The following is a 24057-nucleotide window of genomic DNA, read 5'->3' as shown; positions in this document are numbered from 1 at the left end:
AAAGAAGAAGTAAAAGAGCCAACAAAAGAAGTTGAAGAAGCGAAAGAAGAAGTAAAAGAATCAGCAACAGGATTGGATCAAGAGCCAAAAGGGAATAATCAAGTTGTTGAAAAAGAGAGAAGAAAAGCAGACACATTAAATAAACAACATACTAATAAGCCAGAGGAAGGCAAGAAATCTTTACCATCAACAGGCGGTGAAGCTAGCACATCGACTTTACTTTCTGGAATAACACTTGTTCTTTCCGCCCTAAGTATGTTCGTATTTAGAAAGAGATTATTTAAGAAATGAATAACGTTTAATCTTATTATTAGATATAACTAATTTTTACTTTTTCGAGAAGACATTATCATGGCAGTTTCATTAGAAACATGCATATGATGATGTCTTTTTTTATGAGAGAAGGATATTGCTGGGCATTTCTAAGTGTATTAGAAATGGAAGAAAGCAGGCTATTGGCGGGAGATAAAGGTTGATTTGTTCACGATATGTACAAATTGTAGGAAGAAATAATATGAAATATTGCATTTTATATTGTTACATCCAGATTTTATGTTAAATTCTTGAATGGAATATTAAAATAGGGGGCAAGGATATGAACAAGAAATCAAAGATCAATAAAGTGATGCTTAGCATTAGTACAATGGCTTTATCGTTAGGGGCACTTCAAACTCATGCAGCAGCGGAAGAAAAAGTACCGTATAACGTGTTGAAAACGAAACCGGTTGGAATTGAAAAGCCGGTAGATGAAGTTGGACATATTTCAAAAGTTGATGAAACTTTATCATTTCAAGAACGTTTAAAAGTAGGAGATTTTTCACAGCGACCAGCATCTATTACGAAGAAAACTGCAGTAAAGCAAGTTAAAGAAAGCTATTCAATGGCTGATTTAAACAAAATGAATGATCAAGAATTAGTTGAAACGTTAGGTAGTATTAAGTGGCACCAAATTACAGACTTATTCCAGTTTAATGAAGATGCAAAGGCTTTTTATAAAGATAAAGGAAAAATGCAAGTCATTATAGATGAATTAGCTCATAGAGGTAGTACATTTACGAAAGATGATTCAAAAGGAATTCAAACGTTTACTGAAGTGTTGCGTTCAGCTTTTTATCTTGCATTTTATAATAGTGAATTAAGCGACTTAAATGAAAGAAGCTTCCAGGATAAATGTTTACCTGCTTTAAAAGCAATCGCAAAAAATCCAAACTTTAAGCTTGGTACAGATGAACAAGATACAGTCGTATCTGCATACGGAAAATTAATTAGTAATGCATCAAGTGATGTTGAAACAGTTCAATACGCATCAAATATTTTAAAGCAATACAATGATAATTTTACTACTTATGTAAATGATCGAATGAAGGGACAAGCAATATACGATATGATGCAAGGGATTGACTATGATATACAGTCTTATTTAGTTGAGGCCCGTAAAGAAGCGAATGAAACGATGTGGTATGGAAAAGTAGATGGGTTTATTAATGAAATAAATCGTATTGCTCTTCTAAATAAAGTAACGCCAGAAAATAAATGGCTCGTTAATAATGGCATTTATTTTGCTAGCCGATTAGGGAAATTTCATAGCAATCCGAATAAAGGATTAGAGGTTGTTACACAAGCAATGCATATGTACCCGCGCTTAAGTGAACCGTATTTTGTTGCGGTAGAACAAATTACAACAAATTATAATGGTAAAGATTATAGGGGGAATACAGTAGACTTAGAGAAAATACGTAAAGAAGGAAAAGAGCAGTACTTACCAAAAACGTATACATTCGATGATGGATCAATTGTGTTCAAAACAGGAGATAAGGTATCAGAAGAAAAAATTAAGAGATTATATTGGGCTGCGAAGGAAGTAAAGGCACAGTATCACCGTGTAATTGGAAATGACAAAGCGTTAGAGCCAGGAAATGCGGATGATGTGTTAACAATCGTAATTTATAATAGTCCAGATGAATATCAGTTAAATAGACAATTGTATGGGTATGAAACAAACAACGGTGGAATTTATATAGAAGAAACAGGAACATTCTTTACATATGAGCGTACACCAGAGCAAAGTATTTATAGTTTAGAAGAGTTATTCCGTCATGAATTTACTCATTATCTGCAAGGGAGATATGAAGTTCCTGGTTTATTTGGAAGAGGAGATATGTATCAAAATGAAAGGCTAACTTGGTTCCAAGAAGGAAATGCAGAGTTTTTCGCAGGCTCTACTCGTACGAATAACGTTGTACCAAGAAAGAGTATAATTAGCGGATTATCATCTGATCCTGCAAGCCGTTATACTGCAGAGCGCACACTATTTGCTAAATACGGTTCTTGGGATTTCTATAATTACTCGTTCGCATTGCAGTCTTACTTATATACGCATCAGTTTGAAACATTTGATAAAATTCAAGATTTAATTCGTGCGAATGACGTGAAAAATTATGATGCATATCGTGAAAATCTAAGTAAAGATCCTAAGTTAAATAAAGAGTATCAAGAGTATATGCAACAATTAATTAATAATCAAGATATATACACTGTACCAGAAGTAGCTGATGATTATTTAGCTGAACATGCAACGAAGTCATTAACAGCGGTGAAGAAAGAAATTAGTGATACGTTGCCTATGAAAGATACAAAAATGACAAAACATAATTCTCAATTCTTTAATACATTTACATTAGAAGGTACGTATACAGGTAGTGTCACAAAAGGTGAATCAGAAGATTGGAAAGCAATGAGTAAAAGAGTAAATGAATCTTTAGAACAATTGGCGCAAAAAGAATGGAGTGGCTACAAAACTGTTACAGCATACTTCGTCAATTATCGTGTGAATAGCTCAAATGAATTTGAATATGATGTAGTCTTCCATGGAATCGCAAAAGATGATGGAGAAAATAAAGCTCCGACGGTTAATGTAAACGGACCTTATAATGGAGTTGTAAAAGAGGGAATTCAATTTAAAAGTGATGGCTCAAACGATGAAGATGGAAAAATTGTTTCTTATTTATGGGAATTTGGAGATGGAAGCACAAGTGCAGAAGTGAATCCAGTACATGTATATGAAAGAGAAGGTTCTTATAAAGTATCGTTAAGAGTAAAAGATGATAAAGGAAAAGAGAGCAGAAGCGAAACAACTGTTACGATTAAAGATGGAAGTTTAACAGAATCAGAGCCAAATAATAGTCCAGAGGAAGCAAATCGTATTGGGCTAAATAGTACGATAAAAGGCAGTCTCATTGGCGGGGACCACACTGATGTTTATACATTTAATGTAGCATCAACGAAAGATATCGACATTTCTGTTTTAAATGAGTATGGAATTGGGATGACATGGGTACTTCACCATGAATCAGATATGCAAAATTATGCGGCTTACGGTCAAGCCAATGGGAATCATATAGAAGCAAAATTTAATGCAAAACCAGGCAAGTATTACTTGTATGTATATAAATATGATAATGGTGATGGAACTTACAAATTATCAGTAAAATAAGTACTTTTCCAATGTATGTTTAACTTTACTTTTTGTGGAAAACAATATATTATATAGATATATAATATATCGGTTATTTTCTAGGAGGAGCCTGTCACAATAGGTTTCTCCTGTTCTTTTTTAGAGGCCTGTCTTACAGGCTTTTCTTTAAAGGTCAAATAACTGAAAATTAAGAATGATAATCTTTGAAAGAGGTGGGGCATACACATAACAAAAAAGGGATTGTTTAAGAAAGGGGGATAAGAAATGGTCTTGTTTGGTTATCCACTTGAAACAATTTATTTATATGGATTTATTATTGCTACTATACTCACTGTAATTTATATCTTTTTTGGAGATATATTTGAATCCATATTTAGTTTTGGAGGCGGATCTGTATCCGTTGTTACTTTATTACTTAGTTTTTTCGCCATGTTATGTGGACTTAGTTATATAGGAGAATATTTATTTTCCTTTAATAGTATTCTTATTTTCGGGTCTGCATTTGCTATATCTTTTATCGGTGTTTTCATCATGAAAATACTAATTTTAAAACCGATTGCAGAAGCAGAACAAAACACGGTGCAACGTATGGGTGAATTTATCGGTTGCAAAGGAGAAGTCATTACGACAATTCCTACAGAAGGATTTGGTGAAGTATTAATTTCATCCCAATTTGGAAGTAATGCAATCCCAGCTAAAACAGTTGGAAAAAAAGATATTTCGCAAGGAACAGAGGTTATTATCGAGGGAGTCCAAGATGGTGTTTTACTTGTACAAAACATCGCTTATTCTTTAAAGAAACCAAAATTATAAGGGGGAATTTGCATGACGATTCCATTAATTATCGGTGGAGTTTTACTCGCAATTTTAATTCTACTCATTTTAGTATTTATTACGAAGTATCGTACGGTTGGTCCAGATGAAGCGTTAATTGTTACAGGGAACTGGCTTGGTGGTGGAAAGAATGTTGTTACCACTGATGATGGAAAGAAGATTAAGATTATTCGCGGGGGCGGTACTTTCGTAGTTCCAATTATGCAAAGAGCAGAGCCTTTAAGCTTATTAAATTATAAATTAGAAGTTGGTACACGTGATACGTATACGAAACAAGGTGTACCGATCACAGTAAACGGTGTTTCTATTATTAAAGTGGGATCAACAATTGAAGAGGTTTCCACAGCGGCTGAACAATATTTAGGAAAAGAAACAGAAGAGTTAAAAATAGAAGCAAAAGAAGTTTTAGAAGGGCATCTCCGTGCTATCTTATCTTCTATGACAGTAGAAGATGCGTATAGTAATAGAGAGCAATTTGCTCAAAAGGTACATGAAGTAGCTTCTACAGATTTAAAGAAGATGGGACTTCGCATTGTTTCCTTCACAATTAAAGAAATAATGGATAAAAACGGATACTTAGATGCGCTTGGTCAGCCGCAAATTGCAACAGTTAAGCGTGATGCAACAATTGCGAACGCAGAGCGTGAAAAAGAAGCACGTATTGAAAAAGCACGTGCTGAAAAAGAAGCAAAAGAAGCAGAATATCAACGTGATGCACAGATCGCTGAAGCTGAAAAACATAAAGAATTAAAAGTACAGTCCTATAAAAGGGAACAAGAGCAAGCACGTGCAGATGCGGATCTTTCTTACGAATTACAACAAGCGAAAGCACAACAAGGTGTTACAGAAGAGCAAATGCGCGTTAAAATCATTGAGCGTGAGAAACAAATTGAATTAGAAGAAAAAGAGATTGCGCGTCGTGAAAAGCAATATGATGCAGAAGTTAAGAAAAAAGCCGATGCAGATCGCTATGCTGTTGAGCAATCAGCGGAAGCAGAAAAAGTAAAACAAATTAAAAAAGCCGATGCGGATCAATATAAGATTGAAGCAGAAGCGAGAGCACGTGCAGAAGAAGTACGTGTAGAAGGTTTAGCGAAGGCGGAAATTGAAAAAGCACAAGGTCAAGCGAAAGCGGAAGTACAAAAAGCGCAAGGTACAGCAGAGGCAGATGTTATTAGATTAAAAGGTTTAGCAGAAGCAGAAGCGAAACAAAAAATCGCAGAAGCATTTGAATTATATGGTCAAGCGGCAATTATGGATATGGTTCTTAAAATGCTTCCAAGTTATGCGAAGGAACTTGCAAGTCCGCTTAGTAATATTGATAAAATCACAGTTGTCGATACAGGCGGCGGTGGTAAAAATAGCGGGGCCGGAAAAGTTGCGGGTTATGCGACTGATTTAATGGCAACGATGCAAGAAACGTTAAAAGCTTCTTCTGGCATTGACTTAAAAGAGCTATTAGAAGGATTTGCAGGAAAAGGAGCGGTACAACAATTATCAAGCGATAAACCTGTTGTATCTGTAGTAGAAGATGAGAAAAAAGAAGTAGAAAAAGATAAAGAATAGTAAGGTGGAAAGAACCTCTAGTAAGTGAAATACTAGAGGTTCTTCTGTGAATTATAATATTTCGAATAATATACATTTTTATACATTGTTTTAATTATTTAATTTATATAGAATGAAAAAGATATGTATCAATTCTTTATGATGTAGAAAAAGATAGAGAGTCTCATCGATACATTTAAATCGTATTATTTTTATAGAAAGATTAAATGTTAATTAATTACATTTAAAACGGTATGGAGGGGTAGAAGTATGTTTCAAGGGAAATTAAGGAGTAGTAGTTTAAAAACAAAGTTACTTGTATCATTTATTATTATTTTAATTCTTCCAAGTATTGTAATTGGTTGGACGTCTTATCAACAGGCGAAGACGAATTTTAATGAAACGATTTTAAACTCGGCGAAAGATAATATAAAAATTTTGGATAATGTAATTAATAAAGAATTGGATAGTAAAAAAATAGATGCAACTTATTTTACAAAATTATTCACACAATCAAGTTACCAAGCAGATCAAATTCAAAACATACAAAATAAACTAGAAGAATACAATAAACTGCATCCAGAAATGGAAGCAATCTATACAGGATCTAGTAATGGACAGTTTATTCAATCACCAGCTATTCAGATGCCAGATGGATATAATCCTACAGAAAGAGATTGGTATAAAGAGGCAGTGAAGAAAAGCGGAGAAGTAATTGTAACTGCTCCATATAAGTCAAAAACGACAGGGAATATTGTTATTACACTAGCAAAACAAAATGAGGATAAAAGTGGCGTTCTTGGGATTGACTTAATCATTAATGATATTGTTACTACTTCCAAGATGGTTAATATCGGTAAGGAAGGATATGTAGCAATATTTGATCAAGATAAAAATGTAGTAGCGCACCCGAAAATGAAGCCAGGAGAGAAATTAGAAGAGAAACTTAGTAAAGAATTGTATAAACAGGAAGCTGGGGATGTTCATTATTCATTAGATGGTGAAGATCGTAATATCACTTTTAAAACGAATAAGAAAACTGGATGGAAAATAGCAGGAATTATGCCTTCCAAAGAAATTATCGAAGCGGCTGAACCTATTTTCTATAAAACAATAACTGTTCTTGGAATTTCGTTAATAATCGGTGGGATTGTAATTTACTTCATTATTGCGTCTATTATTAAACCGTTAAAACAACTTGTTATATCATCGAAGAAGATTAGTGAAGGCGATTTAACAGAATCAATTACAGTTCATTCTAAAGATGAAATTGGACAGCTAGGAGAAAGCTTTAACGAGATGGCTACATCGTTACATAGTGTCATTTCCAATATAAACATTTCAGCAAGTCATGTAGCAGCATCTTCAGAAGAATTAACAGCTAGTATGAAGCAGACAAGCGAAGCAACGGAACAAATTACACAGGCGATAGAGCAAGTATCGAGTGGTGCAGAAATACAAACGAAAGAAGTTGAAGAAGGAGCAACATTGTTAGAAGAAGTTACAGAAGGAATTCAGCGTGTTGCAGATAGTTCTTCATTAGTATCTACAGCCTCTATGTATACGAAGAAAAAAGCTGAAAATGGTGGGAAGTTAGTTGAAAAAAATGTGAATCAAATGCAATTAATTCATGATTCTGTTTCACAGTCAGACAAAATCATTGGTTTGTTAGACGATAAGTCGAAACAAATTGGAGCAATTCTTGAAGTGATTCAACATATTGCAGAACAGACAAATTTATTAGCGTTAAATGCGGCAATTGAGGCTGCGAGAGCTGGAGAGCAAGGAAGAGGATTTGCAATTGTAGCAGATGAAGTGCGAAAGCTAGCAGAACAATCAGGACAGTCTTCTACGGAAATTGGAAAACTAGTGAAAGAGATTCAATTTGATATAAAAGAAACAGTAAGCTCTATGAATCAAGTTGGAGCAGAAGTACAATCAGGACTTGTAGTTGCAAATGAAACGAAGCAAAGCTTTGCCGAAATATTGAAGTCTACAAATGATACAGTTGTACAAATTGATAGCATGGTAGATGTAGCAAAACAAATGACGGTAGATGCAAAGCAAGTAAGTGCATCTATTAATGAAATTGCAGCTACGATTGAAGAAAATGCAGCAAGTGTTCAAAATATTGCTGGTTCCTCAGAGGAACAATTAGCTTCAGTAGATGAAATAAATGCAGCAGCAGTCCATTTATCACAAATGGCAGAGGAATTACAAGAGATGATTGGTAAGTTTAAAATATAATAATAAACTGTTAAGAAACGAAGTAGTGCTTATGCTTCGTTTCTTTTTTATGAAGATAAAAAAGAAAGAAATATATAGTAAGCGTGTTATGATAATAAAAAACTGTATTTTCTTTAAATTCTATCTTTAATTATGTTAGGGGAATGGTTTTGAAATTGAAAAAATTAAAACTACAACCGAGAATTACATTAACTATTAGTACACTTATTCTTGTTGTACTTATGCTAACGAGTTATTTATTTTATTACATATTATCTGAAACAGTAGAAGAGCAAATTGGGAAAAGAGCTTTGCATGTTGCGAAAACAGTTGCCGCTATACCAGAAATTCAGGAAGCTTTTCAAAAAGAAAATCCAGCTTCTATTATTCAGCCAATCGCAGAAAAAATTCGAATTGATACAGAAGCTGACTTTATTGTAGTTGGAAATAAAGAGGGGATTCGTTATGCGCATCCTGAGCGAGATAAAATAGGAGAAAAAATGGTTGGTGGAGATAATAAAGGCGTTTTATTAGAAGGGAAATCTTATGTTTCGAAAGCTAATGGATCATTAGGCCCTTCATTGCGTGGGAAAGTCCCAGTCCGTAACCAGGAAAATGAAATTATTGGTGTGGTGTCTGTTGGGTTTTCAATGGCTGATATTCATGGAGCAGTAGAAGTGTATGGAAAGCGGGTATTTTGGATTACAATAATAGGTCTTTTAATTGGGATAATCGGCTCTATATATTTAGCGGCAAGTATAAAAAGAATGATGTTCGGGATGGAACCAGAAGAAATTTCATCTTTATATGAAGAGCATAGTACAGTGATTCAATCTGTACGTGAAGGGATTATTGTAATCGATAAAAATGGCATGATTAGTTTAGTCAATCAAGCAGCTTATGATATTCTTTCGCTAAATAAACAACAAAATATTATTGGGGAATTTATTTTAAATGTAATTCCTAATTCAACGATACTAGATGTACTTCAAACTGGTGAAGAACAGTTTGATCGCCAATTAAATATAAAAGGACAGGCTGTTATTGCGAACCGTCTACCTATTAAAGTAAAGAATAAAGTAACTGGCGTTGTATCGAGCTTACGTTTGAAATCTGAAATGGATCAGTTAACAGCAGAATTATCTCAGACGAAGCAATATACAGAGGCATTACGAGCGCAAACGCATGAATATAACAATTTATTGTATACGCTTTCGGGTCTTATCCAATTAGAATCATATGAAGATGCTTTAGAGCTTATTCATAAGGAAACAGCAGTATATCAAGATTTTGTTCAATTTATTATGAAGCGAATTCAAAATCCGTGGTTAGGTGGAATTTTAATTGGATTTTATAATAGAGCACGAGAATTGAAGATTGATTTTATGCTAGATCGAGAAAGTAGTTTAGAGAAATTAAGTCCACACATTGAGAGTAATTATGTCGTTTCTATTTTAGGAAACTTAATTACGAATGCATTTGAAGCAATTGAAGGAAATCAAGAGGATGATAAGAAAGTAAGAATGTTTGTAACTGATATTGGAGAAGAAATATTAATTGAAGTGGAAGATGCAGGGCAAGGGATTCATGATGAAATAATTACTAACATATTCTATAAAGGTTTTTCGACGAAAGAAGGAGAAAAGCGAGGATATGGATTAGCAAAAGTGAAAGAGTTAGTAGAAGATTTAAATGGAAGTATTGCAATCGAAAAAGGGGATTTAGGTGGTGCGTTATTTATTATTGCACTACCAAAAGAGAGAGGCGAATAGTAATGGGTGAGGAGATTGAAGTATTAATTGTAGAAGATGATATTCGGATTGCGGACATTCATCGTCGTTTTACTGAAAAAATTGAGGGATTTAAAGTAATTGGAACGGCAACGACTGGAGAACAAGCGAAAGAATGGCTAGAGCTTGTGAAGCCACAGCTCGTTTTATTAGATGTGTACTTACCTGATATGCAGGGAACGGAACTTGTCACATATATTAGGCATCATTTGCACGATACAGATATTATTATGATTACAGCGGCATCGGAAACAGATGTAGTGAGGCACGCCCTGCGGGGCGGAGTAACAGATTATATCGTAAAGCCACTAATGTTTGACCGATTTAAAGCAAGTCTGGAAGGCTATCAAAAAAAGATTATACAGTTAAAGAAAAACAATCAATTATCTACAGAACAAATTGAATATTTATGGTCTCAAAGAGGCGTGAAGGGAGATCAAATAGAATATGCCCCGAAAGGGATAGATCCTTTAACTTTAGCGAAAATAAAAAAGCATATGTTAACAGTTAATGAAGAAGGGATTACAGCAGAGGTGCTAAGTTCAATGGTAGGCGTAAGCCGATCAACTGCAAGGCGTTATTTAGAGTATTTAATATCTGGGAAGAAAGTTCATGCAGAGCTAATATATGGGAGTGTGGGGAGACCGGAGAGACGGTATTTTCTTGAAGTAGTAAAAAAATAAAGAGGTATCAATAATTTAATATAAGGTTTTAATAAATATATATCAAAGACTGTGTTTAAGATTAAAATTAATGGTTTTTGAATTTTTTATTTTATAAAGTATGATGAAATAAATTTATAGATGATAAGGTATTTAATTTTTAGACCCCCCTTCTACTTCACAATTTAGTTATGAAGTAGAAGGGGTTAGTATAACAATATAATTTTTAGGTTTAATTAACTATGTTTATTATTAATTAAATAATATATATGTATAATTTTTGTCTTGAATAACAATGTAAAATATGGTAAATTTTAAACAAATAAACATTTTATGTATGAGGAGGTGTGATTTTATTTTTTTGAAAATTCAGAAAAGTAAGGAGGTTATGATAATAAATTGAAATAGGAGAAGGGATAATAATGAAAAAATATATAATAATACTCTTATTTTTATCAGGGATAGTGTATATCTTTTCACAATTGAAGAACCAAAAATATGAAAAAAATTTAGATGAAAAGAAGTTTTTAGAGCAAAAAGAAAATTCATGGGAAAATGGATTAACACATATTAAAGAAAGTAACAGAGTGAAAATTGCAATTTTGGACAGTGGGATTAGCAAAAACCATCCTGATTTAGTAGGGAAAATAAAAGGGGAGTACAATGCTATAAATGTGGATGAGCCCATTGTGGATAATTTGGGACATGGAACAGCTATAGCAGGAATAATTGCAGCCAAAGATAATGATAAAGGGGTAGTCGGTATTTCTCCAGAATCGGATATTTTTTCAGTGAAGGTTTTATCTGATTCTGGAGAAGGTGATATTGGTAGCTTAATAAGAGGGATTGAATGGTGTATTAATAATGAAATGGATATTGTCAATATTAGCTTTGGTTTAGGGGCGAATAATTTGGAGCTGAGGGGGACTATAGATAAAGCAATTCAAAAAAATATAATAATTGTAGCAGCAGCAGGAAATAATTATATTTCTAAGGTAGAATATCCAGCTAAGTTTGCAAATGTAATATCGGTTGGAGCAATTGATTCCAATTTACAAAGGGCTTCTTTTTCTTCCACTGGAAAAATCGATTTTACAGCCCCAGGGGTAAATATTTTATCTACAAATAATCTAGGAGGGTACGAGCGTTATAGTGGTACATCTTTTGCAACTGCCTATGTTACAGGAATTATTGCTAAAGTAATAAGTGAGGAAGAACACTACAATGATTCTATTAAAGAAGGAAAGGTAGATGCAGTAAAAGATTTATTAAAAAAATTGTCAGTAGATGCAGGGAGAACTGGATATGATAATGAGTATGGGTATGGAATTTTAAGATTAGAAGATTAAAAAATATGGGGGAGTGAGGTTGTTTTATGAGGAAAAGTAGAATGAATTTCAAAAAATATATTTCATCTTTTTTAATTTTAATTTTAATTTTAATTTTAATTGTAAGTACCTTGCCTCGTGTCGATATTGTACAAGCTGAAGAAGTGAGTGGAGAAAGTTACAATTATATTTTAGATGAAAATGGAGAAATACAGTTATCTGAAGATTTTAAAGAAGATATAGAAATTGTAAAAGATAATGATGAAATCGCGATTATCGAGACTAATCTAGAGGTTGAAGATAACGAATTGAATATAAATGCCGCACTAAATAAAGAAGAAGACACTATAACGGTTATTTCAACTGAAAATGCTGACACAAATAATGAAGTGAAAAAAGAATATAAGGTAGAAATTTCAGAGGCTACAGAGGATGTTTTTATTGCGACTTTTACGGATATAGAAACGGGTGAACAATATGTAGTCGATAATACTAAAACAAAAGCCTCGGCAGTAGTTTTACCCATAGCTGTTGTTTTAGGAGGGGCTCTAGTATCACATTTAATTGCAATTTCAGCAGCAATGGTTATAGCAGGTGTAACATATTATGTAGCAACTAAGGTTATTAGTCGATTGAAGCGAAGTGATCCTTATCATTATATGGCAAAATTAAGAAGTGGCAAATTATGGATTGGTAATAGTGTTTCTCAGTCACGAGCAGCGGCGCATTTAAGAGCAGGGGGCGATATTTGGTCTAGAAGCAATTCTTTAGCTTGGACAGTGGCGAATAAAGCAGGTAAGTATACTCCTACTAAAGCGGAGGTTCATGGGAATGGAGGTAGTTATTTTTATCATTTTCATGCACAGGACGCTCATAATAAAAGAGTAGGTGGGCATTCATTTTTTTAGAACTGGAGTGAAGAAGTAATATGGGCTTAAAGAAATTACACGAACAGTTTTTAAAATCACAATTGCCATATAAACATTCTATAAATGAGGTTAGAAAGCTTATAACCTTTAAATATAAAGCTATTTTAATAAGAAAAGAAGAACTTGTGAACCTTATGCTAGACCCTTATATTAACTATAAAACTATTGAGTGTGTGTTCGGTATTAATGATGAAAAAATCTTAAGGGGTTTATTATCAACAGAGGAAAAAAATAATAGAGATTTTATTGAAAATGAGATTATGAATGATTCAAAAATTACTGATTCGGAAAAACAGCAGTTAATTAAAGAAGGCAGGGAAATTGTGATTATTATTGAATCAATCGATAAAAGGTTTATTTCTAATTTTACAATTCAGGGAAACTCAAAACAATTACTTAATGAATTATTAGTACTTAAAGGGATTAATCAAGCGGAATGTGTATTGACTAATGAAGAGTATAAGACTTTTCTTAATGCTTTAGTAATTGCAAAATATATTTAATAAAAAAGAACGTAGCTTACTGAAGTTACGTTCTTTTTGGAAGGGAATATATTATGACTCAACGTTATTTTCTTGCTGCAAAAAAGAGGTTGCCTATAGGGATATTTGGTAGAAAAGAAACAAAGAGAGTGGAAAGGGATAAGGCTTTCTTAGGATCAGAATTAGACTTTGCTGCAATTGTTGTAAGAGAGATAAAAAAAACAGAGATACCTAGTCATTTGCGAAATCCTTTTTGTGTTTCCATTACTCCAGAAGGAGGACAATTTAAAAATGGTTGCGAAACGAATTTGAAATGTTTACAGTTACTTTTTAATTATATTCAAGATATGAAGGATGAGTTATTTACACTTGAATTTTATACGGCTTGGTATGGAGAAGAAAATAATCCTGTATCTAACTATAGTGAATTGAATTTTAAAGATTTAGTTTCTCCCTTGCAATTAATATTGGCGGATCGGGAATATGTACTCTTAACAAAGAAAGATTGGTGAGTTTTATAAATAGCACATAAATTTATTTATGTGCTATTTATATTGGAATAATCCCAATTACAATTCCAGTAATCAACATCACCATTGTCGTTCCAACGGCCCACAATAAAGTGAAGCGTTGATGTTCACCGAAATCAACTTTGGCCATTCCGACCAATAAATAAGTGGAAGCGACAAGAGGACTTAATAAGTGAACGGGTTGCCCAAGTAAGGAAGCACGTCCCATTTCAGCTGCACTAATTCCGTAAGTAGCAGCAGCCTTCGTTAAAATAGGTAATACCCCAAAGTAAAATGCATCATTGGACATGAAAAATGTGAATGGCATACTAAGAAGAGCTGTAATAATTGGCAATTGTGGTCCAAGTGCATCTGGTATAAGAGTTACTACACTGTTAGCCATCGCATCTACCATTTTTGTTCCGGATAAAATACCAGTGAAAATACCGGCAGCAAATACGAGAGAAACAACTGCTAATACATTCCCTGCATGAGAAGCAATACGTTCTTTCTGTTGTTCTAAGTTTGGATAGTTAATCATAACAGCAATAGCAAAAGCGACTGTAAATAAAACAGGTAACGGCATAACTTCTAGTATGAGACAGACAAGTAATGTAGCGGTTAATAAAAAGTTAATCCATAGAAGTTTAGGACGTTTATGTACTGCGGCTTCGACAGTTGCAGCTTGCTCATCCATTGTTTGCATTTGTTTTAAATACTGTACATCCATAATTCCTAAACGTTTTCTTTCTTTTTTTCCAAGATAGTAGGCAACGAAAACAACCCAAATTGCACCAGTAATCATTCCTGGAATAAGAGGTGTAAATAATTCGGAAGCATCAAGTCCAAGTGCGCTCATAACACGAGCTGTGGGTCCACCCCAAGGTGTAAGATTTGTTACCCCCGCCCCTAACATAACAACTCCAGCTAATATGAGGGGGTTCATTCCAAGGCGCTTATATAGTGGATACATTGCGGAAACTGTAATCATGTATGTTGTTGTACCGTCACCATCTAGAGAAACGATAATAGTCAATATAGCCGTTCCGACAACGATTTTTAAAGGATCTCCTTTTACAAATTTTAAAATCTTACTAATGACAGGATCGAATAAACCGCTATCAATCATAATCCCAAAATATAAAATAGCGAACATAAGCATAATACCAGTAGGTGCTAATTTTTGAATTCCCTCTAACATCATAGGCCCCATATTGGCATAGAATCCGCCAATTAATGCAAAAACACTCGGAATTAATATTAATGCTACTAGCGCTGAAATACGTTTCGTCATAATTAAAAACATAAAGACAAATACCATCCCAAATCCAAGTAGTGCTAACATGTAATTTCCCCCTCAAAAGAATGATTGCGCTTTCAAAATAGAATAAAAATTCAGAAAAAGGTTTTTTATTTATAATAAAAGCATCTATTCAAATGGTAAATAATTTGAAAAATAACATCATTAGAAGCATAATTTTTATTTTGTTCATTTTGTTCACGGTAGTTAATTTGAATTTTTAAAAAGTAAGCTGCTCCTCGTAAGAATGGTAGAATAAGATGAAAATAGTGAAGTGTGAAATAGGGAGTAGATGTTATATGAAAACGAGAATTGAAGAGATTTATAGCTCTTATGAAGGAAAAGTAGAGGAGATTTTTATTAATGAATCTTCTTACGTATATGAATGGGAAAAATTACTGATGATCCGAAAAAATGACGGTGAGCTAAAAAAAATTGCAGTCGGGATTAGTGGAAATATAAGATTGGTAAATGTAGAAGTTGGACAGGAAATTAGTGCGGATACATTATTAGTTAAGTTAGAAGATGATTTGTTAATTACAGGCTGCGAGTGATGAGAGATGTGTAGAAATAACTACACATCTTTTTTTGTTTCCTATATTACAAAAAGCACATTGTTTTTTCACAAATCTCACACAACCTTTTGGTATTCTTTTCGTGAAGTATACGGTTTCTAGGGAGGAATATTGATGAAAGTAAAATATGTTGTACTTGCTATATGTTTATGTTTCATATTTACAGTAGTCGGGTGTGGGAAAAAGGAAACAGCAGCTGTTGCCATTGATGAGAAACATGATAAATGTGATATTTGTCAAATTGGGGTAACAGATAATCAATTTGCAACAGAAATTATTTTAGAAAATGGAAAAGCGTTAAAGTTTGATGATATCGGTTGTATGTATAAATGGATGGAGATCAACTCAGATGAAAAGACGAAAGAGAAATTTGTTCGAGATTATGATTCGAAAGATTGGATTTCGTTAGAAGACGCTACTTACGTATATGATAAAACAATAACGACACCGATGGCTTATAATGTCATTTCATTTAAAAATAAAAAAGATGCAGAGAGCTTTGTATCTAACTATAAGGGGAAAGTTCTTTCGTATAAAGAGCTAGCAGAGCATAAATGGGAAATGAATAAAGAGATGATGGGGAAACCGAAAGCAGGAAATCATGGTGGACATCATTAATAATAGAAAAAGACAACTATATAGTTGTCTTTTTCTATTATTACTCAGGTGCAAATATAGAAAAGGTGTAAAATTTTTAGAAGAACGGTTACAATGGAATATAGTAACCTAAAGCAATCATTTATCCCGCATTAACGGGCAGTAAGATCCCCACCTCAAAATTTAGTGAAAGCAAAGAATTTAGGTGGAGTCGGGCTGCCCGTAAAAGCCCGATTGGTGTGGGCTAATAATTAGTGGTGGATGAACAAAACCCCCACTAATTAAAGTTTCACTTTATGTACTTTTTAGAAATGTATACAAATGCGGTAAAAACGTGCTAAACTAATTGCTTCATAATGTTAATGATGGGGCCATCAGGCGTATCATTTCAATAGGTTGAGAAACATAGTATAAGCTTAAGATAATCTGATTAAAGAAGGAATCTAAAGGGCTTATGGATAAATGTACTCAAGAAGAGTTATTGTATGTGATGGAGGAATGGTTAAGAAAACATTATCTTTCATAGGAGCTGTAGTTGTGAGAAAACAAAAAATTTTATTATGTATTTTATTAGGACTTTTAATGACGGTAGTGGCTTGCGATAAGCAAGAAGAACCAGAATCGAAACCGGTTCATGTGAAAAATGAAAAGAAAAAAGAGAAGCATAAAGAACAGGAAGAATCTAAAGAAGAGAAAAGTATAAATTTAATGGACAAACAGTTGTTACTTTCAGCTACTCTTGGAGACACAGAGACAGCTATGAAGTTGATTCAGGATGGAGCGAATATAAACGTAGAAGGTGACAACGGAGAAACGCCTGTCCTTGCAGCGACGTACCAAAATCATGTAGAGACAGTTAAAGCATTAATTGGTGCAGGTGCTAATATTGAAATTAAAGATGAGAAAAAAAGTAATCCACTTCTTTATGCAAGTAGAGAAGGATATACGGATATTGTAAAAGTATTAATTAATGCAGGAGTTAATACGAAAGAAACGACTAAGTCAGGTGGAACAGCACTTATTTCTGCATCTGAGCGTGGCCATGTAGAGGTTGTTAAAGAATTATTAGAGCATACAGATATTGATGTGAATTATAAAAATGAACGTGGTGGAACAGCGCTATTAGAAGCAATTGTATTAGGAAATGGTAGTGAAAACCATAAGAAAGTAATTCAATTGCTTATTGATCACGGTGCAGATGTAAATATGGCTAACAAGGAACATCTGACGCCACTGCAATACGCTGAAAAAAGAGGTTTTAAAGATATTGTAAATATGTTGAGGGTAGCTGGAGCAAATGAAGTAGTACAGCCACAACAACCAGTAGAGTAAAAAACGAAAAATAATCCCATTTAGATAGACAGAATGAAGAAATCAGTTAGTATGATGGATTCAGTAATGTGTATTTGAATGGGATTTTTATTTTGAACATGAAAAATAGATTATGAATGGATGGTATATGGAGTAAATAAGGAGGATAAAAATGAGGCTCTCAGAACTTGATTTAATAGTAATTCAGGTAGAGGTTTTGTTTGTTCATAATCAAGTAGGAAAAATGAAATATGTAAATGAACAAGGAAATCCGAAAGCACCACGTTTTTTTCTTGGCAGAACTCGTGAAGGGAGTATAACGAGATATCATTGTAATGTGGATGATGAAACGGTAAGTAAGATTGAGAAGTTAATTCAAGAACCTTCAAAGCATATAGAGATAGCAAAGATTATTAATGTATTAAATGAAGAAAGAACAGTGAAAAATATTTGGATGGGTCCTGCTTTCATGTTTCATAGTAATTTACATAAGCCGACTAGAACAATACAAATAACTGAGAAGAATAGAGAGCTTTTGCGAGAAAATTTTCCTAATCTAATAGAACAGATGGAATGGAGGAAACCTTATTTTGCAATTGTAAAAAATGAAAAGGTAGTTTCTGTTTGTTGCAGTGCCAGAAGTACGCCCGTAGCTGCTGAGGCAAGTGTGGAAACTTTAGCGGAGTTTCAAGGGAACGGATATGGTACTGATGTTGCTACAGCCTGGGCGATATCATTACAAGAAGAAAAACGCATTCCACTTTATAGTACTTCTTGGGATAATTATGCTTCACAAGCAGTTGCGAGAAAACTAAAACTAATTAACTATGGAATGAATTTACATATTGATTGAATTTTAAGTATTGTTTCGTTCTATTTGTTTATATTTTAATATCTAGATTAATGTAAATAGTGATATGGTGAATATTAACATTCGGTTAACACCTAATTAACAATCTATCAAAACTGACTTAATAAATGCGTAATATAGTAAAGGTAACAAAATAACTAGGGTAGAGAACATTTGAGAACACCCACTTACATATAATGTGCCACTTTCTTAGGTGTGCTCTATTCTCTAGAGTTCAAATAAGGAGAAAGGCGTTCTATGTAAGTAGGTGTTTTTAGTTTGGATAAAAATAGAACAGTTAGGTGGAATGAATGTTTAAAGAACCTTATATTGCGATGATAAAGGATTGGAAAGGATACAAAGCATACAAAAAATTGCCGAAAACAGTTTTTCTTATGACTGGTTCAATGCTGGAATTACCAGAGCGTGTATATGAATTGCAGAAACATGGACATGATGTATTTCTTCATTGTGATTTTATACAAGGCTTAAATACGAATACAGAGGAAGCACTTTTGTATATTGAAGATGTTATCGGGGCACAAGGTATTATTTCAACAAAGGGTTCGACAATTCGAAATGCTAATAAAATTGGATTGAAAACAATTCAACGTATTTTTATTGTAGATACTTTATCCCTTACTAAATCAATTGAAAATTGTAAAACGACTAAACCAAATGCAGTAGAGATTATGCCGGGGATTATGCCTTCTATAATTAAACAGCTAGCAGAGGAAATAGAGTTTCCTATTATTGCAGGCGGGCTGATTCAAACGCGAGAAGATGCGGAAATTGCAATTCGTGCAGGAGCAAGTGCGATTTCAACAAGTCATTATGAAGTATGGATACATGAAGAAAAAAGGAGTGCAACCTTGTGATTGAATTGAAAAATGTTTCAAAGGTATATAAAAATGCAGAAGAGACAGCGGTTAAAGGCGTATCGGTTCATATTAAGAAGGGCGAATTTTTTGTTTTAGTTGGACCTTCGGGATGCGGGAAAAGCACATTATTACGAATGATCGCTGGCTTAGAAGAGATTTCTTCGGGAGATTTAATTATTAATGAACGTGTTGCAAATGATCTAGAGCCGAAAGACCGTAATCTATCAATGGTATTTCAAAATTATGCATTATATCCACACTTATCTGTAGAAGAAAATATTTTATTTGGACTTAAGGTAAGAAAAGTACAAAAAGAAGAGCGACAAAAGCGATTAATGGAAGCTATTGAAATGGTAGGACTGAAAGAGTATGTGAAAATGAAACCAGGCCAATTATCAGGCGGACAAAGACAGCGTGTTGCGCTTGCTAGGGCGATCGTGAGTCAAGCACCAATCTGTTTAATGGATGAACCACTTTCGAATTTAGATGCGAAATTACGTGCGCAAATGAGAATTGAAATTAGAGAAATTCAGCAGCGATTAGGAATTACGATGATTTACGTTACCCACGATCAAATAGAAGCGATGACTATGGGAGATCGTATTATGGTTTTAAATAAAGGAAGTATACAGCAAGTTGGAACACCACTTGACATATATAACGAACCAGCAAACGAATTTGTTGCAAGCTTTATAGGTTCTCCTTCTATGAATATAAATGATGGAGAAGTGGATAAAGAAAAAGGTGTATTACATATAGGGAAATTGCAAATTCCATTATCTATTGGACAGTTAAAGCAATTACCAGAAGGAATAATTCGTATAGGCATGCGTCCTGAGCATATTGCACTGTCTGAGGAAGGACAAGAAGTGACGCTGCAATCTGTAGAAGTATTAGGGAATGAATCTATATTAAACTTTGCGGTAAATGGAACAATTTGGAGTGCGAAAGTCATCGGACAGTTACTCTTGAACAAAGGTGACAAAGTAAAATTATTATTCTCGCAAGAAAAGTTATGCTTCTTTAACGAAAACACGAATGAACGCTTAAAAGTGGTAGCTGAAGAAGAGTTGAAAGTGGTGGCGAAATAATGATCGAAGTAAGTAAGTTACCAGTTCAAACAAAGGTGTCAAAAAAGAAAAAATTATGGGGGAGAACGAAAGATTTAAGAATAGGATTATTGTTTTTGGCGCCATCTATTTTGCTATTTTCGATTTTTCTGTTCTATCCATTGTTTAGGACGATTTACTATAGTTTTTATTTAACCGATATACATGGAGAAGCTAATCTTTTCGTTGGCTTAGAAAATTATCAATATTTATTCTCTGATCCAGCCTTCTACAAAAGTATAAAATCAACTTTACTATTTGTTTTATATACAGTGCCTACGAGTATTATATTTGCTTTGTTTCTTGCATTGATTGCAAATGGAAAGGTAAGAGGTATTGGGTTATTCCGAGTTCTGTTTTCTTCGACGATGGGAATATCAGTAGCTGCTAGTGCAGTGATTTGGCTATTTTTATTTCATCCAAGTGTAGGATTATTTAATAATATATTAGCCGCTATGAATCTTCCTGCAATCGCATGGTTAACGAGTCCGGACTGGGCACTATTCTCTGTATCAGTTACAACAGTTTGGGTGAATACAGGGTTTGCATTTTTAGTTATATTAGGTGGTTTACAAAATATCGATACGTCTTTATATGAGAGTGCATCTATAGATGGTGCTAGTTATTTATATAAGCTTCGCCGTGTTACATTACCGATGCTATCGCCAACTTTATTCTTTATTGTAACAGTAACGTTAATTAGTGCGTTCCAAAGTTTTGGACAAATTGATATTTTAACGCACGGTGGACCGAATGATGCAACGAATTTGATTGTGTACTCGATTTACAAAGAGGCGTTTGTGAATCATCAATTTGGAACAGCAAGTGCACAAGCGATGGTATTATTTGTTTTCATTTTCGTTGCTACATTACTTCAATTTAAGTTTGCTGAGAGAAAGGTGCATTATAAATGATTGTTAAACAGTGGAAACAAAATTTCCTATTATACATGCTGCTCATTATTAGTGCAGTAATGGTATTTTTTCCTGTACTGTATGCATTTTTAATAAGTTTTATGACACCAGACGATATTCAAATGAGAAGGTTATTTCCGACCCAGTTTACTTTTGATAATTTCATTAATATTTTTCAAAAAGTACCACTTTTTACATACTTATATAACAGTTTAATTGTATCGACAGTCGTTATGATTGGACAACTTATCGTATCAAGTTTAGCAGCTTATGCTTTTGTTTTTCTTCAGTTTAAAGGGAGAAACTTAATTTTCTTCCTGTTTATTTCAACGATGCTGATTCCGTGGGAAGCAACGATGGTGCCTAACTTTTTAACGATTCAAAACTTTGGCTGGATCAATAGTTTCGCCGGGATGACAGTGCCGTTTTTTGCAACAGCTTTCGGTATTTTCTTGTTACGTCAACATTTTATGACACTTCCGAATGAACTAAAAGAAGCTGCGTTTATTGAAGGGATTGGAAATGTAAGGTTTTTATTCAGCGTTGTAATTCCGTATTGTAAAACGAGTTTTATTACGCTTGGAGTATATAGCTTTTTAACAACATGGAATATGTATTTATGGCCACTTTTAGTGACCACTGATGAAAAAGTAAGAACAGTGCAAATCGGTGTGAAGCAGCTTCAGTCTCAAGAAGTTGCAACTGATTGGGGAAGCGTAATGGCCGGTGTTACGGTTATCGTTATTCCAACATTGATTTTACTATTTTTAGGGCAAAAGCAATTACAACAAGGATTAACAAAAGGTGCAATTAAATAATTAAGAGAAGGTGAGATTTAAATGAATCTAGTAAAAAAAGGTGCTGCTCTATTAATGGTAGCAACAATGGCATTATCTAGTGTCGCTTGTTCAAATAGTAAAACAGAGGGAAAACCTGAAGCACAGGCAAAAGTAGCACCAGTTGAAAAAAATGGTGATAAAACAGTAATTCGCTTCTGGCATGCGATGGGTGGAAAAACACAAGGAGTACTAGAGGGTCTTGTTGCAGACTATAATAAGTCGCAAAATAAATACGAGATAAAGGCAGAGTTCCAAGGGACATATGAAGAGTCTTTAACGAAATTTAGAACGATGTCTGCAACGAAAGAAGCGCCAGCTCTTGTTCAATCGAGTGAAATTACAACGAAATATATGATTGATAGCAAAAAAATCACACCAATTGATAGCTGGATAAAAAAAGATAAGTACGATACGTCAAAATTAGAAAAAGCAATTACAAATTATTATTCAGTTGATGGAAAAATGTATTCTATGCCATTTAATTCATCTACACCAGTATTAATTTATAATAAAGATGCTTTCGCAAAGGCGGGCTTAGATCCAGAGAAAGCTCCAAAAACATATGCGGAATTACAAGAAGCAGCGAAAAAGTTAACGATTAAAGAAGGCGGAAATGTAAAACAATATGGATTCTCCATGCTTAACTATGGTTGGTTCGTTGAAGAGTTGTTAGCGACACAAGGTGCTTTATATGTAAATAACGAAAACGGCCGTAAAGATGCTGCAAAGAAGGCGGTATTTAACGGTAAAGAAGGACAGAAAGTATTTGGAATGTTAGATGATTTAAATAAAGCTGGCGCACTTGGAAAGTATGGAGCAAGTTGGGATGATATTCGTGCTGCGTTCCAGTCTGGACAAGTTGCTATGTATTTAGATTCTTCAGCAGGTGTTCGTGATTTAATTGATGCATCTAAGTTTAATGTAGGTGTTTCATATATTCCATATCCAGAGGATTCGAAACAAAATGGTGTTGTCATTGGAGGCGCATCATTATGGATGACGAATATGGTTTCAGAAGAAACGCAACAAGGTGCTTGGGACTTTATGAAATATTTAACGAAGCCAGACGTACAAGCGAAATGGCATACGGCAACAGGCTATTTCTCAATTAATCCAGATGCATATAATGAGCCGTTAGTAAAAGAGCAATATGAAAAATATCCACAGTTGAAAGTAACAGTAGATCAACTGCAAGCGACGAAGCAATCTCCAGCAACACAAGGTGCTTTAATTAGTGTATTCCCAGAATCACGAGATGCAGTTGTAAAAGCATTGGAAGCAATGTATGACGGAAAGAATAGTAAAGAGGCGTTAGATGAAGCTGCCAAAGCAACAGATAGAGCAATTAGCATTTCAGCTCGTACGAGTCAAAAATAAGAGAAAGCCGTATCCTTAAAAGGGATACGGCTTTCTTTATAGGGAGATAAGGGATCAAAGAAATGATGAAGTCTTATCTCTTTTATATGAGTAAAGGGTCTAGAGTGAATGTTGTCCTTTTCATTATTTATTCAACTCCATTGCGACTTGTTTACCATTTACGAAAACCTCTACTATCGCTACTACAACTTCCATTACTTTTTTCATCTCTCATCTCTCCTTGTTTTTTGTTTCATTTCTTACTCTCAGTATAAGGAGATACAGTAATTACAACTATCGAATTGGATGACAAGAGACTTACATTGTTGTAAGGATAATAGTTTAGTTTGTAATAAAGTGAAACTTTAATCAATGGGGCTTTTCTTCATCCCCCAATGATTATTAGCCCTCACCAATCGGGCTTTTACGGGCAGCCCTACCCCCACCTAACTTCTTTGCTTCTGCTGAATTTTGAGGTGGGGGTCTTACTGCCCGTTAATGCGAGATAAATTTAATTCAAGGTTAAGATTCGGAATTTTCCGTTG

The 24057-nt window shown here is 34.0% G+C and carries 21 protein-coding genes; 20 read left to right on the top strand and 1 reads right to left on the bottom strand.

Features of this window, described 5'->3' with window-relative positions; translation table 11 throughout:
* The 11 genes from C4S65_RS14765 to C4S65_RS14715 all read left to right on the top strand — a co-directional run.
* Window positions 1-291, top strand: a 291-nt coding sequence (locus C4S65_RS14765; protein ID WP_142391536.1) for an LPXTG cell wall anchor domain-containing protein, incomplete at its 5' end; no start/stop codon positions are given.
* Window positions 292-595: 304 nt separating this feature from the next.
* Window positions 596-3493 carry a collagenase ColA gene (gene colA, locus C4S65_RS14760; protein WP_098838595.1) on the top strand — a complete coding sequence of 966 codons (2898 nt, stop codon included), beginning with the start codon at window positions 596-598 and terminating at the stop codon, window positions 3491-3493.
* 246 nt (window positions 3494-3739) lie between these two features.
* A complete protein-coding gene (locus C4S65_RS14755; RefSeq protein ID WP_000242439.1) occupies window positions 3740-4288 on the top strand; it encodes an NfeD family protein in 549 nt (182 codons plus the stop codon).
* A 12-nt stretch (window positions 4289-4300) separates the two neighbouring features.
* Window positions 4301-5875, top strand: a complete 1575-nt coding sequence (locus tag C4S65_RS14750) for a flotillin family protein (RefSeq protein WP_000154999.1) — start codon at window positions 4301-4303, stop codon at window positions 5873-5875.
* A gap of 249 nt (window positions 5876-6124) precedes the next feature.
* Entirely contained in the window at window positions 6125-8101 is a 1977-nt protein-coding gene (locus C4S65_RS14745; RefSeq protein WP_000486197.1) for a methyl-accepting chemotaxis protein, read from the top strand.
* A gap of 143 nt (window positions 8102-8244) precedes the next feature.
* Complete coding sequence (locus C4S65_RS14740; protein WP_003306268.1) at window positions 8245-9852, top strand: sensor histidine kinase; 1608 nt, start codon at window positions 8245-8247, stop codon at window positions 9850-9852.
* Between the two features lie 2 nt (window positions 9853-9854).
* A complete protein-coding gene (locus C4S65_RS14735) occupies window positions 9855-10553 on the top strand; it encodes a response regulator (protein WP_000503460.1) in 699 nt (232 codons plus the stop codon).
* 401 nt (window positions 10554-10954) lie between these two features.
* Window positions 10955-11881, top strand: a complete 927-nt coding sequence (locus C4S65_RS14730; RefSeq protein WP_000759924.1) for a S8 family peptidase — start codon at window positions 10955-10957, stop codon at window positions 11879-11881.
* Window positions 11882-11922: 41 nt separating this feature from the next.
* A complete protein-coding gene (locus tag C4S65_RS14725) occupies window positions 11923-12768 on the top strand; it encodes an SAR2788 family putative toxin (protein WP_098517165.1) in 846 nt (281 codons plus the stop codon).
* Window positions 12769-12788: 20 nt separating this feature from the next.
* The gene (locus tag C4S65_RS14720) at window positions 12789-13292 is read left to right on the top strand and encodes a hypothetical protein (RefSeq protein ID WP_000523312.1); all 504 of its coding nucleotides are present in this window, start codon (window positions 12789-12791) and stop codon (window positions 13290-13292) included.
* A 53-nt stretch (window positions 13293-13345) separates the two neighbouring features.
* Window positions 13346-13783: a hypothetical protein gene (locus tag C4S65_RS14715; RefSeq protein WP_000194259.1), complete on the top strand. Its 438-nt coding sequence runs from the start codon at window positions 13346-13348 to the stop codon at window positions 13781-13783.
* Between the two features lie 37 nt (window positions 13784-13820).
* Here C4S65_RS14715 and C4S65_RS14710 read toward each other — a convergent pair whose 3' ends face one another.
* Window positions 13821-15125 (bottom strand): CitMHS family transporter, encoded by a 1305-nt coding sequence (locus C4S65_RS14710; RefSeq protein ID WP_103945275.1) that lies wholly within the window; start codon window positions 15123-15125, stop codon window positions 13821-13823.
* Between the two features lie 254 nt (window positions 15126-15379).
* On the opposite strand from C4S65_RS14710, the gene C4S65_RS14705 reads away from it, so the two are divergent.
* The 9 genes from C4S65_RS14705 to C4S65_RS14665 all read left to right on the top strand — a co-directional run bounded on the left by C4S65_RS14705 (window position 15380) and on the right by C4S65_RS14665 (window position 23533).
* Window positions 15380-15634, top strand: coding sequence for a hypothetical protein (locus tag C4S65_RS14705; RefSeq protein ID WP_000857376.1), 255 nt, complete (start codon window positions 15380-15382; stop codon window positions 15632-15634).
* Between the two features lie 135 nt (window positions 15635-15769).
* Window positions 15770-16273: a nitrous oxide reductase accessory protein NosL gene (locus tag C4S65_RS14700; RefSeq protein ID WP_000865661.1), complete on the top strand. Its 504-nt coding sequence runs from the start codon at window positions 15770-15772 to the stop codon at window positions 16271-16273.
* Window positions 16274-16714: 441 nt separating this feature from the next.
* The gene (locus C4S65_RS14695) at window positions 16715-17584 is read left to right on the top strand and encodes an ankyrin repeat domain-containing protein (RefSeq protein ID WP_000287334.1); all 870 of its coding nucleotides are present in this window, start codon (window positions 16715-16717) and stop codon (window positions 17582-17584) included.
* 151 nt (window positions 17585-17735) lie between these two features.
* The gene (locus C4S65_RS14690) at window positions 17736-18416 is read left to right on the top strand and encodes a GNAT family N-acetyltransferase (protein WP_086407054.1); all 681 of its coding nucleotides are present in this window, start codon (window positions 17736-17738) and stop codon (window positions 18414-18416) included.
* Between the two features lie 308 nt (window positions 18417-18724).
* Entirely contained in the window at window positions 18725-19291 is a 567-nt protein-coding gene (locus C4S65_RS14685; RefSeq protein ID WP_000471999.1) for a glycerol-3-phosphate responsive antiterminator, read from the top strand.
* Entirely contained in the window at window positions 19288-20385 is a 1098-nt protein-coding gene (gene ugpC, locus C4S65_RS14680) for a sn-glycerol-3-phosphate ABC transporter ATP-binding protein UgpC (protein ID WP_000571381.1), read from the top strand. Before C4S65_RS14685 ends, ugpC begins: the two co-directional genes overlap by 4 nt.
* Entirely contained in the window at window positions 20385-21317 is a 933-nt protein-coding gene (locus C4S65_RS14675; protein ID WP_000573802.1) for a sugar ABC transporter permease, read from the top strand. Before ugpC ends, C4S65_RS14675 begins: the two co-directional genes overlap by 1 nt.
* Window positions 21314-22135, top strand: a complete 822-nt coding sequence (locus C4S65_RS14670; RefSeq protein WP_000635948.1) for a carbohydrate ABC transporter permease — start codon at window positions 21314-21316, stop codon at window positions 22133-22135. The genes C4S65_RS14675 and C4S65_RS14670 overlap by 4 nt, the downstream gene beginning before the upstream one ends.
* A 21-nt stretch (window positions 22136-22156) precedes the next feature.
* Window positions 22157-23533 (top strand): ABC transporter substrate-binding protein, encoded by a 1377-nt coding sequence (locus C4S65_RS14665; RefSeq protein ID WP_086407053.1) that lies wholly within the window; start codon window positions 22157-22159, stop codon window positions 23531-23533.
* Window positions 23534-24057: the final 524 nt, after the last annotated feature.

This window comes from Bacillus sp. ok061 (assembly GCF_900108285.1).
Taxonomy (GTDB): Bacteria; Bacillota; Bacilli; order Bacillales; family Bacillaceae_G; genus Bacillus_A; species Bacillus_A thuringiensis_S.
This window is presented reverse-complemented; position numbering and strand designations above follow the sequence as displayed.

What these genes read in the sequence shown, in the direction of transcription:
- colA (WP_098838595.1), top strand. Translation starts at nt 596, where the DNA reads ATGAACAAGAAATCAAAGATCAATAAAGTGATGCTTAGCATTAGTACA.
- C4S65_RS14755 (WP_000242439.1), top strand. Translation starts at nt 3,740, where the DNA reads ATGGTCTTGTTTGGTTATCCACTTGAAACAATTTATTTATATGGATTT.
- C4S65_RS14750 (WP_000154999.1), top strand. Translation starts at nt 4,301, where the DNA reads ATGACGATTCCATTAATTATCGGTGGAGTTTTACTCGCAATTTTAATT.
- C4S65_RS14745 (WP_000486197.1), top strand. Translation starts at nt 6,125, where the DNA reads ATGTTTCAAGGGAAATTAAGGAGTAGTAGTTTAAAAACAAAGTTACTT.
- C4S65_RS14740 (WP_003306268.1), top strand. Translation starts at nt 8,245, where the DNA reads ATGGTTTTGAAATTGAAAAAATTAAAACTACAACCGAGAATTACATTA.
- C4S65_RS14735 (WP_000503460.1), top strand. Translation starts at nt 9,855, where the DNA reads ATGGGTGAGGAGATTGAAGTATTAATTGTAGAAGATGATATTCGGATT.
- C4S65_RS14730 (WP_000759924.1), top strand. Translation starts at nt 10,955, where the DNA reads ATGAAAAAATATATAATAATACTCTTATTTTTATCAGGGATAGTGTAT.
- C4S65_RS14725 (WP_098517165.1), top strand. Translation starts at nt 11,923, where the DNA reads ATGAATTTCAAAAAATATATTTCATCTTTTTTAATTTTAATTTTAATT.
- C4S65_RS14720 (WP_000523312.1), top strand. Translation starts at nt 12,789, where the DNA reads ATGGGCTTAAAGAAATTACACGAACAGTTTTTAAAATCACAATTGCCA.
- C4S65_RS14715 (WP_000194259.1), top strand. Translation starts at nt 13,346, where the DNA reads ATGACTCAACGTTATTTTCTTGCTGCAAAAAAGAGGTTGCCTATAGGG.
- C4S65_RS14710 (WP_103945275.1), bottom strand. Translation starts at nt 15,125, where the DNA reads ATGTTAGCACTACTTGGATTTGGGATGGTATTTGTCTTTATGTTTTTA.
- C4S65_RS14705 (WP_000857376.1), top strand. Translation starts at nt 15,380, where the DNA reads ATGAAAACGAGAATTGAAGAGATTTATAGCTCTTATGAAGGAAAAGTA.
- C4S65_RS14700 (WP_000865661.1), top strand. Translation starts at nt 15,770, where the DNA reads ATGAAAGTAAAATATGTTGTACTTGCTATATGTTTATGTTTCATATTT.
- C4S65_RS14695 (WP_000287334.1), top strand. Translation starts at nt 16,715, where the DNA reads ATGTACTCAAGAAGAGTTATTGTATGTGATGGAGGAATGGTTAAGAAA.
- C4S65_RS14690 (WP_086407054.1), top strand. Translation starts at nt 17,736, where the DNA reads ATGAGGCTCTCAGAACTTGATTTAATAGTAATTCAGGTAGAGGTTTTG.
- C4S65_RS14685 (WP_000471999.1), top strand. Translation starts at nt 18,725, where the DNA reads ATGTTTAAAGAACCTTATATTGCGATGATAAAGGATTGGAAAGGATAC.
- C4S65_RS14675 (WP_000573802.1), top strand. Translation starts at nt 20,385, where the DNA reads ATGATCGAAGTAAGTAAGTTACCAGTTCAAACAAAGGTGTCAAAAAAG.
- C4S65_RS14670 (WP_000635948.1), top strand. Translation starts at nt 21,314, where the DNA reads ATGATTGTTAAACAGTGGAAACAAAATTTCCTATTATACATGCTGCTC.
- C4S65_RS14665 (WP_086407053.1), top strand. Translation starts at nt 22,157, where the DNA reads ATGAATCTAGTAAAAAAAGGTGCTGCTCTATTAATGGTAGCAACAATG.